This window comes from Clostridium sp. AM34-9AC (assembly GCF_003480225.1).
GTDB classification, from domain to species: Bacteria; Bacillota; Clostridia; order Lachnospirales; family Lachnospiraceae; genus Acetatifactor; species Acetatifactor acetigignens.
Window position 1 is genome coordinate 15,936 of the sequence record NZ_QUIU01000008.1, and the last position, 14,517, is coordinate 30,452.

Genomic DNA, 14,517 nt, shown 5'->3' on the forward strand with positions numbered 1-14,517 from the left:
TTAAATTAATTTTTTGGATTTAATGTAACTCTTTAATTTCTAGAATTTCTTTTCATTTTGCCCTGCTTTTCATCATTTCTCTTTTCCGGACATTTGAGGCTCTATTGTCTTTCCTATCTAACACCGCTTATTGGTAATTAGTTTCAACTAACCGTCGGTTTTTAAGATAGACTGCTACCGTAATCTTCCATAGCAGTCTTATCTTATGCTTCACCCCAGCTTGATGATGGCTCCCCATCCGCCGTAGTGATACTTCTCCAGCATATGCAGATATTTTCTGGCAGTATCCCTGTCCATGCGGTGTCTGACGACTTCGAACATACTGTCAAACATGGCTCTCGACATGATATGTAGGAACTCCTCGGTGATCATGCTGCCTTCCTGTAGGAATTGTGTGGCTTCCATATACTTGTAGGTATACTCCGTCTCAATGTCCACCAGATGTTCCACGAAATCCTGATACTTGGTACCGTAAGAGGCATCCAGCAGTAACCGGAAATCATCGAACCGATCATAGACATAGTCAAGCATTTCATCCATACCGCCTACCACATAATCCTCCATTACCTTCGGCTGTTCCTCTGCCTCTCTGGCATGAAACGCCTCCTGGGTCTTAAGGAATATCTGCGTCAGCCCTTCCGCCGCCGGTTCCACAATCGCACAAAACAATCCTTCCTTGTCCCCGAACCGGGAATAGATGGATCCGGTAGTAGTGTCTGCCTTGGCTGCGATCGTACGAAGCGACGCTTCGGAATAGCCCTTCTCCAGGAATTCTTCTCTGGCACAGACGAGAATTCTCTCTGAAACTCCTTCGATTGGTTTTGTCACTTTTTCCTCCAAAAAAATGTTCATAACAGTGTTATATAACACTGTTATGAATATAAACACATTTCATTTTTTTGTCAAGAGGGATCATAGTTTTTTCTCTGCCAAAGCTGTCAGCTCCTGTAATGTACATTCAGCCAGTTTTGCCTTTACACCGGCGATATTTCCACTGCTCATAGACAGCTTTCTCGCTCCCAGTCCCACCAGCAATTGGGCGGTCTCCGGATTCCCTGCCATTTCTCCGCAGACGGAGATTTCTTTTCCACGTTTGGAAAATTCCTGAAAGACAAACCGCAGCAGCCTAAGCATTGCCGTGGAATCACTTCTGTAATATGCCGCCACCTCCGGATTCATCCGATCCGCAGCCGACAAATACTGCGTCAGGTCATTGGATCCTATGCTTGCAAAATCCACCTCTTCCGCCGCCAGATCTGCAATCAAGGCAATCGCGGGAATCTCTATCATAATACCGATTCGGATCTGTTCATCAAACTGCTGCTTTCTCTCTTTCAGCTGCTCTTTTGCCAGATTCAGGTACTCTTTTGCCTTGCGAATATCTTCCAGACTCCCGACCATCGGAAACATGATTTGCAGAGGTCCGTAAGCAGAAGCACGCAGTGCCGCACGCAGTTGCGTTAAAAATAACTCTTTTTCCGCAAAACAAAGCCTGATTGCTCTTTTCCCCAAAAAAGGATTGTCCTCTTTTGGCAATTCCATGTAGGGCAATGTCTTATCTCCGCCGATATCCAGTGTCCGCAAAGTAATCGGATGTCCTTTTGCCTTTTGCACAACCTGCCTATAGGCTTCAAATTGTGTTTCTTCCCCCGGAAGTTCCTTCCCTTCCATATAAAGAAATTCTGTACGGAACAAGCCGATGAAATCGTACCGGTCTGTCGGAACATCAAATTCCTGCGAGCCGATATTGATTCCTATCTTTATTTCTGTTCCGTCCTTCATAATTGCAGGTTTGTTTAAAAAATTTTTTTCTGCTTCTTTTTTGCGGAAAAAAGATGTCTGTTTTTCCCTGATATCGCAAATACATTCTTCTCCCGGTGTGACAAATATTTCTCCGGTCAAACCGTCCATGGCAAGCATAGTATCTGTAGGAATTTTTTCCGTAACATTCGGAACTCCCAGAATTGCAGGAATTCCGTAACTTCTTGCCAGGATTGCGGAATGTGAATTCACTCCGCCAACCTCCGTCAGGATTCCTTTGATATGTTTTCTGTCCATGGTGGCCGTATCACTGGGTAATAGGTCATGGGCTACCAGAATTACATCTTCCGAAAACGAAGACAGCTTAGACGTTTCCTGCCCCGACAGAATCCGGAGCAGCCGGTCTCTGACATCTCTAAGATCCGCCGCGCGCTCGGCAATCAACGGATCCTCCACACCGGCCAACAATTCTGCAAATTCTGTATACACCTTACTGACCGCGCTGTCCGGATTCATGTTTTCCTCACAGATTGTCTCCCGGATCTCATCAAGGATTTCTTCATCCTGAAGTAATTCCCGATGTGCACTGAAGATTTTTGCCTTATCCGGATCCTCTTTACACATACCGTTGTACAATGTCACCAGTTCACTGTCTGCCTTTTCACAGGATTCCCTGAATTCCCGATATTTTTCCTCTTCCTGACCCTTGGGAAAAAAATCCGGAGCCTTTGTCAGTGTACCGGGAATGTAGATATAAGATTTCGCATAAGCAATTCCCTCAGATACCGGATTTCCCTGTAATCTTTCTTCCATACACATTTACCGCCTTTATTCTCCAAATCCGCTTTCCACCAAGGCTGCAAGAGACGCTGCCGCCTGCTCTTCATCTGTGCCTTCCGCAGCAATCTCTATTTTGGTTCCCTGTCCGATTCCTTCCGCCAGAATCCGTACAACGGATTTTGCATTCACCGGTACTCCGTTTTCCCTGCAAATCGTAATCTTGCTTTCATATTTTTTGGCTTCCAGTACAAAATCAGAAGCCGGTCTGGCATGCAGTCCTGTCTTATTCACAATCTCAACCTGTTTTTTTGTCATAATTTATCCTCTTTTTTATTCGTGGAAAGTACGCTGGCTCCGTTCGTCCTGATGCACTCCCGATACCAGGCAAAGGAATCTTTTTTCTTTCGTTCCAAGGTTCCTTTTCCTTCATCGTCTTTGTCCACATAGATAAAGCCATAGCGTTTTTTCATTTCACCGGTGCTTGCACTGATCAAATCGATACATCCCCACGGAGTGTATCCCAGTAACTCCACACCATCATTTACTGCTTCCCACATCTGTCTGATATGTTCGCTTAAATAAGCAATCCGGTAATCATCATGAATCTGTCCGTCTTCTGTCACACGATCCACCGCTCCCAGTCCGTTCTCTACGACCATCAGCGGAATCTGATATCTGCCGTACAGTTCATTCAGGAGGTAACGTAATCCCTTAGGATCAATGATCCATCCCCATTCGCTTGCTTCCAGATAGGGATTCGGCACACCAAGCATCATATTCCCCGCCGTCTGTATCACTTTCGGATCTGCCGTGGCACAACGGGAACTGTAATAACTGAAGCTTAAGAAATCCACTTTTCCATTCTTCAATATTTCATCATCCCCGGCCTCTTTTCGGATCTGTACCCCATTTTCCCTAAAAAAGCGTTCCGCAAAATAAGGATATGCTCCTCTTACGCACACATCTCCGCACAACCAGTTGCTGCGTTCCATCTGTGCCTGTGCTTCCACTACATCTTCCGGACTACAAGTATATGGATATACACCGGCCGCAGACAGCATACATCCCACTTTATTTTCGGGATTGATCTCGTGTGCCATTTTTACTGCCTGTGCACCGGCCAGAAACTGATGATGCAATGCAGTAAATCTGCAACTCTTTTCTGCCGCGGTCTCGGGGGATCCCAGTCGTTTTCTCCCGAACAAGTCTTCTCCGTCCTCGGGTAAAATGCCCCCTGCAAGGAGCGTTCCGAAACGGCTGACCAGTGTATTCATTTCATTAAATGTCAGCCAGTAATGAACCAGATCCTGATACTCTCTGAATACCGTCTCACAATACCGCAGGAAAAATGCAATCGTCTGTCGGTTGGTCCAGCCGCCGTAATGTTCGCACAGATAATAAGGCATTTCATAATGAGACAAGGTAACTAACGGTTCTATTCCGTATTTTTTACAGGTTTCAAATACTTTCCTGTAATACGCAATCCCGGCACGATTGGGCGATATCTCATCACCTTTGGGAAAAATACGGGTCCATGCAATCGAAATCCGGAATACTTTAAATCCCATTTCCGCAAATAGTGCAATGTCCTCCTCATATCTGTGATAGAAATCTATAGCTTCGTGACTTGGATAGTTCTCCTCAGGGCGGATCTGTTCCGTGAATCGCCGCGGGGACGTTTTTGTCCCCGCAGTAATGTGATCCGCTACAGAATCTCCTTTCCCGTCCGCCTGCCAGGCACCTTCTGCCTGATTGGCTGCCACGGCACCGCCCCATAGAAATCCCGGTGGAAATATTTTCTGCTTTTCTTCCATTATTTTTCTTCCTTTGCCTGTGCTTCTTTTGCTACCAGTTCCTTTTCATATACTTTGAAGAACGGCCAATAGCATGCAAACGCTACCGCAAATGCAATCACCGGAATAAAGATATTGGTCCAGGACAAAGTCGTCAGATACTGTGCAAATCCAACCGGAAGGTTCGCCGTAATGGAAATGTAAGCCGGTTTGAAAAATCCTATCATATATCCAAAATAACAGATGATCATGGTAATTACAGGGTTCAGGATAAAGGGAATGCACATGATCGGATTATACATAATAGGATAACCGAAGATCACAGGCTCGTTAATATTAAACAGACCGGGCACGATTGCTGCCTTGCTGACTGCTTTCAGCTGTTCGGATTTCGAGAATAATCCCATCACGCAGAGCGCCAGTGTATTGCCGGTTCCGCCACAGCAATTGATAATACCGAATAACGCGATTGGCATAAATACAAGCGCCTGACCGGCCTCATGATTGGCATAGTTGGTTGCATAATACTGCATTAACGGTGCTGCGATTGCCGCATATACCGCCACTGTTCCATGTACACCCATTGTCCATAACAGACTGGCAATGATTACGATAATAATAATTCCGGGAACACTTGTCAGTGCTGCCAGCGGCATTCCCAGCAGACCGGTAATAAGTACCGGAAGCGCTGTCTGTGTCAATGCCACACAGCCATAACCCAATACCGTCCAGATAATCGCATTTACTACCAGAGGGATCAGAGAACGGAAGGTATCCTGCAGAAATTCCGGAACCGCATCCGGCATCTTGATAACCAGATGATGCTTTTCAAAAAAATGTGTCAATTGTACGCTGGTCAGCGCTACAATAATGGCTACAAACATACCCTTCGCATCAAGCGCCATGGTATCCATTCCGGTAAAAGTTCCGCCCGCTTCCCCGGCCAGATCTACTGTTTTGATCGGCGCGGCTGCAATCAAAAAGATCAGAATCGAATTCAGTCCTGCCATCAGCGCCTGCATTTTTAAAGACTTTGCATAAGAATAGGCAATGGTAAAAGCTACATACAGCGAAATAAATCCCATAGACACCTTATACGGCACCATAAGTGCACTATAGATTCCGGAACTCTGATCGATAATACCGATCGTCTGTAATATGACTGCCAGTAATTGGAATACCGCTCCCAACAATATTACACCCATTACCATCATCATACCGGAGGAAATCGCCTGTATTCCCTTATTTCCCACTACTTTTTCCCCTGCTTTTTTCACCCATTGCATGGGCTTGCTTTCATAAAAATTTGCCATACCTTTACTCCTTCCCTGTTGAAATACCTTCTTTTTACGTTTTGCAGACTTATTGATACAAGTCTTCCACCTGCTTCATAATATTGGCCACATTACCGATTGCATAATCATATGCCGGAATCACCGCAATAGGTTTTTGCGTATTTTGCTCGATCTCACCCTTTTTATAAGATACCTGCGGTCCCAACAGAATGACATCATAATTTTTGTACACATCTTCATATGCTGACATTCCCACTGCTTCGATCTTCAGAGAAATTCCCTGTTCCTCTGCATATTTTTCCATCTTACGCATCAGAATTCCGGTAGACATCCCACCTGCGCAGATCAATAATACTTTTCGTTCCATACGATTCCTCCTTGCTTTTCCCTACTTTTGATATAAAACGATCATTTCCCGGATCAAATCCAGTGCCAGTGCACTTCCCATCAGATGATCCTGCGCATGACACAATAAAATACTTACCTGCGTCACTTCTCCGGACGCATCCATTTTCAACAGTTCTCTGTGAGATTCATGTGCTGTTTGAAGACTCTCTTCTGCCTCCTTCAGAAGTTTCTCTGCGTCTTCGAAATTTCCTTTTTTCGCCTCCTGCAGTGCAGCGAAGGCATCTGATCTTGCCTGTCCGGAATTGGCTATGATCATCATCGCGATTTCTTCCAGCTTTTCCTGCATATTTTCTTCCATTTTGTAACCTCCTATTCTTAGAGCTGATATATGATCGTCAGAATATTTGCTATCTCATCATCATTGATAATGACATGAAATGTCTTTTCCAACGGTTTTACTATTTTAAGCAGTTTTTTAAATTCCTTGTCATATTGAAGCAATATTGCTGCTTTTCTGGGATTTGTGGCAACTTCCTGTTTTGCAAGCAGCCTGTCAATACAACAGGAAATATGAATCAACAAGCCGGCTTCCGCATCCAAAGATAACTCCCTAAGCGCCGCATTGATTTCTTTCATAATATCCGGCAGTATTTTTCTCAGCTTTTCAATATCGGTGTGTGTCAGCTGTTCTCCCAGATATGCAAACATTGCATCATAATCTATCTTTGCTTTTGCCTCTTTTTCCAGTCGGAGCAATCTTGGAAGACTCTCTTTTCTGGCTCCGAATACTTCACTGATCGGCAGGAAGGGAATTGCAAACATTCCCGGATCATAGGTTCCCACAATGCACTGAACCACTCCCGTGGTCATCAGGTGTTTCAGGTTATCACGCAACAGTTCTTTGTCTGTAACCGACATCGGGATCACCTCTGTATCTTCCAACTGTCCATATTTTTCGATGTAACGTTTCAGTTCCTCTGCCCCGCCTTTCCCGGTGGTACAGAGCGTTACAATGTATTTTCTGTAACAGTCCAGACCATCTATACTCTCCACTGTGCTTTGCAATATCTTGTCGGGATCATTTTCTGTAAGGGTCCGCCTTGCAAGCTCAATTCCAAGTGTAGTTACCGGAACTCTGACCTGCCGGATTGGAATTTCCAGTTCATTTTCTATCTCCAGAAGCATTTCTCCCAAAAAACTACTATCATAGATGACCAGAATTCCCTTGCCCTGCTGCACTTTTTTCAGGAAATTTCTCAGTGTCCCATATACCTCTGCGGAGGCTCTCTCACTGGTAATTTCATAAGAAAAAATATTATCCAGCTTTGTCATGTTACTGACCGTCTGTGCTATGGAGGAAGCTATTCCCACACCGTAGAATGCAAATATCAATACCGGTCTTGCATTTTCCGTCTTTTCCTCATTTTGATAGCACAAAAACATTGTGAGAAGTAAGATTTCTTCCATGGACAATTCCACTGCGTATTCTGCTTTGATCTGTTCTGCAAGTTCTTCGCTTAGCAGATATTCTGCTCTGTGATATACCAGTATTTCTGCAATACTTTCTTTGTCCGGAGCACTTTTTTCTCTTTTTCCCGTAATCACTGCATTGAGATGAAGGCACAGCCCATATAGTACAGACGGAGAGAAATTACGTTTCAGCTGTTCCTTTGCCTTTTGCAAAAATGCTTCCACAATATTGATCAGCTTTTCTTCCACCAGGATTTCCAACTGTTTTTTATCCGTCACATCCTGTATCAGGGCTTTCCGATATTTATCAAAAGTCCTTTCTACCTCCATGCTCAGCAAAAGATTGATCTCTTCCTCCTCTATTCCTGTCTCCTTTAATGCTGCTGCCTTCCGGCTGATTCTGTCATATAGTGTTCCGTCTTCCGGCCTGCTGACCCGGATTTCTTTTCCGCTGAACGTGAATCTCTGTTCAAAATCGATCAACTCCTCTGCTTCTCTCCGGTACTTTAACATGCCTTTGCGCACATTATTGGAAAAATCGCTGATAAATAATGAAATATCTCCTGTTTTCCCATATTCTCTCACATAGGCATTGGCGCAGCCGATCTTGATATCTCCTTTGAGCTGATAATAATTTGCTTCACACTCATAGAAAAGCAGGCATGTCATCAAATCTCCTCTGACGATCAGCGGTCTCTGTATCCGCACAGCCTCTTTGGAAAAAAGGTGTTTTATCATTTCCATCCGTTCCCTCAGCGGCCGCTCCGACAATGTCGGTAACTGTAACTGTACTGAAAATTCTGCCAGGAACTCATCCGACAGCTGTTCTTTGTCTGTACAGCTTACCGCCACCGCATATTTTCTGGATGGTGACTGCAGATACTCCAGCACCCTTTTTCTGGCTCTCGGGCTTAAAAACTGAATATTATCGAAAAATACAAAGCCCTGCTCCGACTGTTTCCAGCTGTCATCCGACTCAGCACTGACTTCTCCGCCTGCTGCATAATCGTGGCAATCGATGTGAAGAAACGGAGCATTTTCCGGCAGAATCTTCTGTTCCACCGCAAAACGGTACATTCTTTGTGCCAAGCGGCTCTTACCGGTTCCACGGGCTCCCACCAATAACGTATTGAGACTTCGCTGTGGATAGAGTACTGCTGCCTTTGCCAGCTGAATGGTCTGCCTCAGACTTCCGTCCGCTCCGATCAAATCAGAAAAGCATTCTTCCAATGTGCTTTCTTCTCTTCCAACCTTATAGAGAACCGGTCTGCCGTTACATTTTTGTATCCTGCCTTCCTGTACCAGAAGATTCAGTATGCTGCTTACATTCGTTCGCTGTAGTTCCATGGCATCCGCTATGTATGCGGTGGATATTCCTCTGTCTGCCTTTTCATCTGCATGAAGTCTGATAAAGTCATATACCTTTTCTTTGTTTGATTTCATAGGGTGCATCTCCTTTTCAACGTTTGCATCTATGTGTATATCCAAAGAAAATTATACACTCTATACAATATGCAATCTATCATTTTCCGAATATTTCGTCAAAAGAAGTTGTGTATCTGTTTTTGTCATAAAAAATATATTTATTCATTGATTTTGATGATTTTTATTATGATTTTTGGGTACTTTTTTACAGAACCATAAAAAGAATCCGGATGAAGGATCATTCGGATTCTTTTTAGTGTATATGATTTTATTTTGTTTTTGAGAAGTGTATAAGTTTTTTGTTATGGTGTTGTGAATTCTATCGGCTGCGCATCTTTTCCATACGCATCCCATGCCTGCAGATACTCCTCCTCAGTACTTTCCACACTCTGTCCCCGGCTGTCCAGACGATAATAGGTTTCATTGCCGTTCTCGTCAAAGTTTTCTGTATTGGAACCGGTCAGTACCAGCTGTCCGGTCGCGGTATCAAGGTTGTACACTTCGATGCTGTGTCCGGAGGTCACGTAGAACCCAGACATTCCGACGCAGATCGGATATGCGGTTCCCTCACTTAGGAGCTCGCCGATCTGCACCGGTGTTCCATCCTCTCCGACGCCGTAGACATCACAGTACATGGCATAGGTATGCTCTCCGTCCTGATAAATCCCGTCCGACAATAACAACAGAGTCGTATCACCAAGCTTTACCTGCGCATACGCTGCATCTCCCTTTCCCGTTACAAAACCGGCGGTTGCACCGTCCTGCATATTCATCCATGTCGTAGTATTACCATTCTGTTGCATCGGAACCCAGCCGGCAGGATTCTCCGCTGCCTGTTTCTCCTGCTCTGCCGCACTTGCTTCCTTCACCGCCTCTGCCCGTTCTCTCTGTTTATCCAGCGCCTCCTGCAATGCGGTGTCCGTCTCCTGTTGTGCATTGACTTCGTCTGCGCTTGCGACATTCCCGGCATCCACACCGTTTTCGCTCTTTCCGGTCTCATTCGTCAGCAGGATTGTGGTTGTCGTCCCCTGCTTTGGATTCGTCAGAAAACATACCGCTACGATCACACAGACCGCCACCGCGGCAAGCACCACCCAAAAGGTCGGCTTCTTATAATTCAATATCTCTTTCACTCTCTTTTTCACCCCAACTTCTCCAAAGGCCAACGGGCATACCGTCACCAGCCGCCTTTGTATACTACAGGAAAGCAGTGCATAGGAATAGTCTTTTCGCTCCTGAGGATTCAGCTTCTTCACCGCGCTCTCATCGCATGCCAGTTCCAGATCGCTGCAGAACAGGATGTACGCTGCCCAGACAAAAGGATTGAACCAATGAATCGCTAAGATCAGAAATCCGAGCGGCTTCCACCACTGGTCGCCCCGTTTCAGATGCGCCTGCTCATGAGCAATGACGTAAGGGTACTGCGCTTCGTCCATGCTGGAGGACAGATAGATCTTCGGCTTATGCAGTCCCAGGATAAAAGGAGATTTTACCTCATCACAGATCCACAGGTTCTCCCTCAGCCACATAGCTTCCGCTACCTGCCTCCGCACCCTGACGTAACTGTATACCGCATAACCTGTAAAAAGGATCACACCTGCCAGCCAGAGAATGGTGAATATGGATAATAGCCGTTCCGGTATCCTCCACACTCCTATTCCAAATGCTCCCATTCCACTTCCGGTAATTCCGAACACTCCGCCCATGCCGGATCCGGCTGCGCCCATGCTGCCGTCTAAAGCTGTCTGGGAAATATTGTTGGAAAAATTAGTCCCGCTTTGCAGCGTATCAGCCCTGAACGCATTTCCTGCCGAATTGCCTATCATATTTCCGTACAAATAGCCCGACAATATTGGCAGCTTCGGCATCAGACTGAACCGGCTCTCCGGCACAAAAGGGCACACCAGCCGCAGTCCCACAAGCCCCCACAGCACAAGATTCACCCACTTCGGTGCCCGTTTCAGCAAAAGTCTGAACACCATTACGATAGGGATCATCCATGCCGCGACAATACTCATCTGTAATACATCTGAAAATATGCGGCTCATTCTTTTCCCCCTTCTGCCTCATCGATCATCTTACGGATCTTCGCAGCTTCTTCCGCGGTCAGCGCACGATCTTTCGTAAATGCGGCAAGGAACGCAGGCAATGACCCCTCAAAGGTGTCTTCCACAAACTGTCTGCTCTGCATCGCATAGAACTCATCCCTGGAGATCAGGGAAGTCACCGTTCCGTTGTCATTGCGAAACAGCCCCTTATCGCACAGTCTGCGCAGCACATTATGCGCCGTGGTGCGCTTCCAGTGAAATGCTTCCTCCGTCAGCTTCACCAGCTCCGAAGAAGACACCGGTTCGTGCTCCCAGATGATATCTGCATACCACGCCTCGACCACACCTAACTGAATCTCTGCCATGTTGTTTCCTCCTACTACTGTTTTCCTGATGACATCAATTTTGATATTTCACGTTTACTTTTGCAAAAGTATAGAGACCACATGTTGTGGTCTAACTACAGACTACAGCATGTGGTCTCTATTGTCAAGTATCTTTTCTATTGCAAATGATATGTCTGTGGCCATCCTGCCCGTTTTCCGCACTCGATCTCCCGGCCGATCCTTTCAAAGATATATTGGTTTTTGTGCTCCAGATCGATCAGCTGCAGCATTTCCTCATCCGTCAGCTCACGCTCCGGCTCATAGAACATCGCATCACTGATGCAATAGGCAAGCTCCTGTCCATCATATTCTTCCGGATCAGTTATGACCTTAATTGGTGACTCTGTATAGGCATTTTCCACTTCATACTTTTCCGTCCATTGCTCATAGCGGCTCTGTTCCTCTGCTGTCAGGTTACGACTGTCTGTTCCCCATACATCTACTGGTGCAGAAGCCAGTAAGGCATATAATTCATCAATCTCCGCATCCGTCATCTGTTCATATCTGTCAAAATAGGAAACCTCGGAATACTTCTGCTGCCATAGTTTTTCCCGAAGGCTGTAGTCCAGTTTATGCAGATACTCTATAATCTCCAGCCACTCTTCCTCTGTGAGCACAGTATCCGGCAGATAGATCAGACAACCGTATTCTTCTCCGGGAGTACTTCGGACTGCCACACCAGTGCCGGAATAGTTCTCGTCTTCGGCTAGTTCCCGGATCTGTCCCGCCGGATATTTGCCGTCCGCTTCGTATTCTCTTGTCAGCTGCTCATAAATGGTCCGTTCTCTCGCTGTCAACTCTCTACTGAATTCTGCTGTGACATTGCCCTGCTCCGCTACCATCTCCAAATGCCCCAACTCCTCGGTACCAATGTCTGTCATGCGTTCCGCCATGTACCTACGGTAACCAACGATTCCGACGGCAGCGGCCGAGACAGCTGTGGCGGAAAGTATTACTACCGCCAACAGGATGCCTGCTGCCCGGGGAAAGCTTCTGACTCTCCTGCCCGCAGGACTCTCCTGCGACGCCTGTTGTCTGATCTGTGCATAGGCTGCATCTGCCCGCTCCAACACGATCTGTGGAAGTTCTATTTCTATTTCCTGTATTCGTCTCATTTTCTTCCGCCTCCTTCCTCTGTCTCCGCATAATACTTTGCCAACTGCTCCCGTCCTCTGGCAAGCCTTGTGCGTACCGTACTGTCCGGCAGCTGCAACAGCTTTCCAATCTCTGCTGTCCGCAGTCCGTCCGCATAGAACAGCACCACGATCAGACGATATTTTTCATCCAGTCCCCGCAGGGCTTCCTTCCATTCCAGATTGGCCTCCGCCTCTACTGTACTCCCCGTTTCCTGCTCTGGCAATTCCTCCACGCAGACCATCCGCCTCCCCAGGCGCAGAATATCCTTGCATTTATTGATCAGAATACGGATCATCCAGGTCTTGAAATACCGATTTTTCTGCAACGTGTCTATTTTCTCCCAACAGGTGAGAATCGTCTCCTGCATGGCGTCCGCAATATCCGCATCCTGCGACAGGATTGCACTGGCCGTACGGTACATATCCCGTTCATGAAGCTGCATCAGCTCCGTGAAAGCATCCGGATTCCGCTTCTTCGACCTGCGCACTAGTTGTTCTACCTCTCCCATATGCCTCGTCCTTTCTTCCTCATAAGTATACGTCTTATGACTATTAGACGGAAGAGCACATGGAAATGTCCCGGGGATAAATACCAAAATCAAATTCCTACTTTAGAAAAAACTTTTCAGCCTGTTACGAGGCAAAGCTCTTTTTTTGCTACATATAGTCCGTATAATTTTCTTTTTATTCCTCTGACTACTAAATATGGTATTGTGCACTTTTTTGTTGTGGAATTATATACGAAATATTAGAATTGAAACGCCTTCACACGCATGATACACTTCTTGAGAAGCAACCGTGTTACAAGGTGATAGCCTCCCGGCTTATAGCTTTTAATGAGAAGGGAGGTGGTGCTAATGAATATGTATGAAGTATTAAACCTGTTATTTTTAGGTGGTACATTTCTCATTGCGCTGCTTGCCTACATAGACAGTAGGATAAACAAGCGAAAATAAATAAACCTACCTTGTCACTTGGCCAGTACAGGTAGGTTTACTAAACAATTACCGGGAGGCTAACCACTTGTGGGCGGTTGCTTCTCTTTATGTCTTGATTATAATATCTTTCTTTCTTTCTTTCAAGCCTTAGTTTTAAAAATTATTTTCTCACCACTTACGGTCTCTGTCCCATAGCGCCTTCCAGTGTCAGGGTCTCACCGCTCATATACTTGAAGTCGGGAGAAGCCAACTGTACGCAGACGCGGCCGATCTCCTTCTCCACGTCGCCGTAATGTCCCATAGGAGGCATCTTGACATTTGCCTTGAAAGCATCGGGATATGCCTGCTCGAATTTCTCCAGCTGTGCGGTCCATGCCAGAGGACATACAACGTTGACATTGATGCCATCGGGACCCCACTCGGTAGCTGCGACTCTGGTCAGTCCGCGGATACCTTCCTTGGCTGCCGCATAAGCGCACTGTCCGAAATTACCGAAGAGACCTGCTCCGGAGGCAAAGTTAATAACAGAACCCTTGGTCTCCTTCAGATAAGGATAGCAAGCCTTCATATAGTAGAATGCTGCATACAGACCGGAATATACCGCCAGATCAAACTGCTCGGTGGTATGATCTGCGATGGTTACGCCAGAAGCGGAAGCCTGCGCATTGTTGATCAGTACATCAATTCTGCCAAAAGTATCAATGGCCTGCTTCACCACATTCTGTACGATCGCTTCATTGTCCGAACCGGCGCTGACATCCGCCTGCACAGGAAGTACTTTGATCCCATACTTTTTCTCCAGTTCTTCCTTCGCGTCGGTCAGCTTCTGAACATTACGTCCGGTCAGCACCAGATTGGCACCTTCCTTTGCATAAGCGGTTGCAATACCGTAACCAATGGATCCGCACTCTCCGTTACTCAATACCGCTCTTCCTCCACCGGTGATGATTGCTGTCTTTCCTGTTAAAAATCCCATAAATAACCTCCCTTTCCAATCTGACGATCTGCTATTCTAAAATATACCATGCCTTCCGGAACATATGTCATTGATTTCTATTTATGATACAAGTCCATGTAAGCACTTACATTTATTATAGCACACTTGTCAGACTTTTCCACAACTTTTTTCACATATTC

14 protein-coding genes are annotated in these 14,517 nt (G+C 46.0%); 1 reads left to right on the forward strand and 13 read right to left on the reverse strand.

The features are described from left to right. Positions 1-210: 210 nt before the first annotated feature. From DW835_RS06250 to DW835_RS06305, 12 genes are all read right to left on the reverse strand, one after another. On the reverse strand, positions 211-828 hold the full coding sequence (locus DW835_RS06250) for a TetR/AcrR family transcriptional regulator (RefSeq protein ID WP_172594789.1): 618 nt from the start codon (positions 826-828) through the stop codon (positions 211-213). 84 nt (positions 829-912) lie between these two features. Next, on the reverse strand, positions 913-2,574 hold the full coding sequence (gene ptsP / locus DW835_RS06255; RefSeq protein WP_172594790.1) for a phosphoenolpyruvate--protein phosphotransferase: 1,662 nt from the start codon (positions 2,572-2,574) through the stop codon (positions 913-915). A gap of 15 nt (positions 2,575-2,589) precedes the next feature. Then, positions 2,590-2,856 carry an HPr family phosphocarrier protein gene (locus DW835_RS06260; protein ID WP_118537800.1) on the reverse strand — a complete coding sequence of 89 codons (267 nt, stop codon included), beginning with the start codon at positions 2,854-2,856 and terminating at the stop codon, positions 2,590-2,592. Then, complete coding sequence (gene ascB / locus DW835_RS06265) at positions 2,853-4,355, reverse strand: 6-phospho-beta-glucosidase (RefSeq protein ID WP_118730864.1); 1,503 nt, start codon at positions 4,353-4,355, stop codon at positions 2,853-2,855. Before ascB ends, DW835_RS06260 begins: the two co-directional genes overlap by 4 nt. After that, positions 4,355-5,647, reverse strand: a complete 1,293-nt coding sequence (locus DW835_RS06270; protein ID WP_118537802.1) for a PTS transporter subunit EIIC — start codon at positions 5,645-5,647, stop codon at positions 4,355-4,357. The genes ascB and DW835_RS06270 overlap by 1 nt, the downstream gene beginning before the upstream one ends. Before the next feature lie 49 nt (positions 5,648-5,696). Continuing rightward, a complete protein-coding gene (locus tag DW835_RS06275) occupies positions 5,697-5,996 on the reverse strand; it encodes a PTS sugar transporter subunit IIB (RefSeq protein WP_118537803.1) in 300 nt (99 codons plus the stop codon). Positions 5,997-6,017: 21 nt separating this feature from the next. Beyond that, positions 6,018-6,335: a PTS lactose/cellobiose transporter subunit IIA gene (locus DW835_RS06280; RefSeq protein WP_118503411.1), complete on the reverse strand. Its 318-nt coding sequence runs from the start codon at positions 6,333-6,335 to the stop codon at positions 6,018-6,020. 17 nt (positions 6,336-6,352) lie between these two features. Next, the gene (locus DW835_RS06285) at positions 6,353-8,890 is read right to left on the reverse strand and encodes a PRD domain-containing protein (RefSeq protein WP_172594791.1); all 2,538 of its coding nucleotides are present in this window, start codon (positions 8,888-8,890) and stop codon (positions 6,353-6,355) included. Positions 8,891-9,174: 284 nt separating this feature from the next. Next, complete coding sequence (locus DW835_RS06290) at positions 9,175-10,920, reverse strand: M56 family metallopeptidase (RefSeq protein WP_118730866.1); 1,746 nt, start codon at positions 10,918-10,920, stop codon at positions 9,175-9,177. Continuing rightward, positions 10,917-11,285, reverse strand: coding sequence for a BlaI/MecI/CopY family transcriptional regulator (locus DW835_RS06295; RefSeq protein WP_118730867.1), 369 nt, complete (start codon positions 11,283-11,285; stop codon positions 10,917-10,919). The genes DW835_RS06290 and DW835_RS06295 overlap by 4 nt, the downstream gene beginning before the upstream one ends. 137 nt (positions 11,286-11,422) lie before the next feature. Continuing rightward, complete coding sequence (locus DW835_RS06300; protein WP_118730868.1) at positions 11,423-12,421, reverse strand: hypothetical protein; 999 nt, start codon at positions 12,419-12,421, stop codon at positions 11,423-11,425. Beyond that, positions 12,418-12,951, reverse strand: a complete 534-nt coding sequence (locus DW835_RS06305; RefSeq protein ID WP_118537807.1) for a sigma-70 family RNA polymerase sigma factor — start codon at positions 12,949-12,951, stop codon at positions 12,418-12,420. The genes DW835_RS06300 and DW835_RS06305 overlap by 4 nt, the downstream gene beginning before the upstream one ends. Before the next feature lie 354 nt (positions 12,952-13,305). Here DW835_RS06305 and DW835_RS18375 point away from each other — a divergent pair, with 354 nt between their 5' ends. After that, positions 13,306-13,398 carry a putative holin-like toxin gene (locus tag DW835_RS18375; RefSeq protein WP_227061454.1) on the forward strand — a complete coding sequence of 31 codons (93 nt, stop codon included), beginning with the start codon at positions 13,306-13,308 and terminating at the stop codon, positions 13,396-13,398. Positions 13,399-13,555: 157 nt separating this feature from the next. Here the strand turns inward: DW835_RS18375 and DW835_RS06310 are convergent, their stop codons facing one another. Beyond that, positions 13,556-14,356, reverse strand: coding sequence for an SDR family oxidoreductase (locus tag DW835_RS06310; RefSeq protein WP_118503401.1), 801 nt, complete (start codon positions 14,354-14,356; stop codon positions 13,556-13,558). Positions 14,357-14,517 lie beyond the last annotated feature (161 nt).

Coding starts and splice junctions, on each gene's coding strand:
- DW835_RS06300 (WP_118730868.1), bottom strand. CDS start 12,421: ATGAGACGAATACAGGAAATAGAAATAGAACTTCCACAGATCGTGTTG.
- DW835_RS06310 (WP_118503401.1), bottom strand. CDS start 14,356: ATGGGATTTTTAACAGGAAAGACAGCAATCATCACCGGTGGAGGAAGA.
- ptsP (WP_172594790.1), bottom strand. CDS start 2,574: ATGGAAGAAAGATTACAGGGAAATCCGGTATCTGAGGGAATTGCTTAT.
- DW835_RS06275 (WP_118537803.1), bottom strand. CDS start 5,996: ATGGAACGAAAAGTATTATTGATCTGCGCAGGTGGGATGTCTACCGGA.
- DW835_RS06260 (WP_118537800.1), bottom strand. CDS start 2,856: ATGACAAAAAAACAGGTTGAGATTGTGAATAAGACAGGACTGCATGCC.
- DW835_RS18375 (WP_227061454.1), top strand. CDS start 13,306: ATGTATGAAGTATTAAACCTGTTATTTTTAGGTGGTACATTTCTCATT.
- DW835_RS06270 (WP_118537802.1), bottom strand. CDS start 5,647: ATGGCAAATTTTTATGAAAGCAAGCCCATGCAATGGGTGAAAAAAGCA.
- ascB (WP_118730864.1), bottom strand. CDS start 4,355: ATGGAAGAAAAGCAGAAAATATTTCCACCGGGATTTCTATGGGGCGGT.
- DW835_RS06295 (WP_118730867.1), bottom strand. CDS start 11,285: ATGGCAGAGATTCAGTTAGGTGTGGTCGAGGCGTGGTATGCAGATATC.
- DW835_RS06280 (WP_118503411.1), bottom strand. CDS start 6,335: ATGGAAGAAAATATGCAGGAAAAGCTGGAAGAAATCGCGATGATGATC.
- DW835_RS06285 (WP_172594791.1), bottom strand. CDS start 8,890: ATGAAATCAAACAAAGAAAAGGTATATGACTTTATCAGACTTCATGCA.
- DW835_RS06290 (WP_118730866.1), bottom strand. CDS start 10,920: ATGAGCCGCATATTTTCAGATGTATTACAGATGAGTATTGTCGCGGCA.
- DW835_RS06305 (WP_118537807.1), bottom strand. CDS start 12,951: ATGGGAGAGGTAGAACAACTAGTGCGCAGGTCGAAGAAGCGGAATCCG.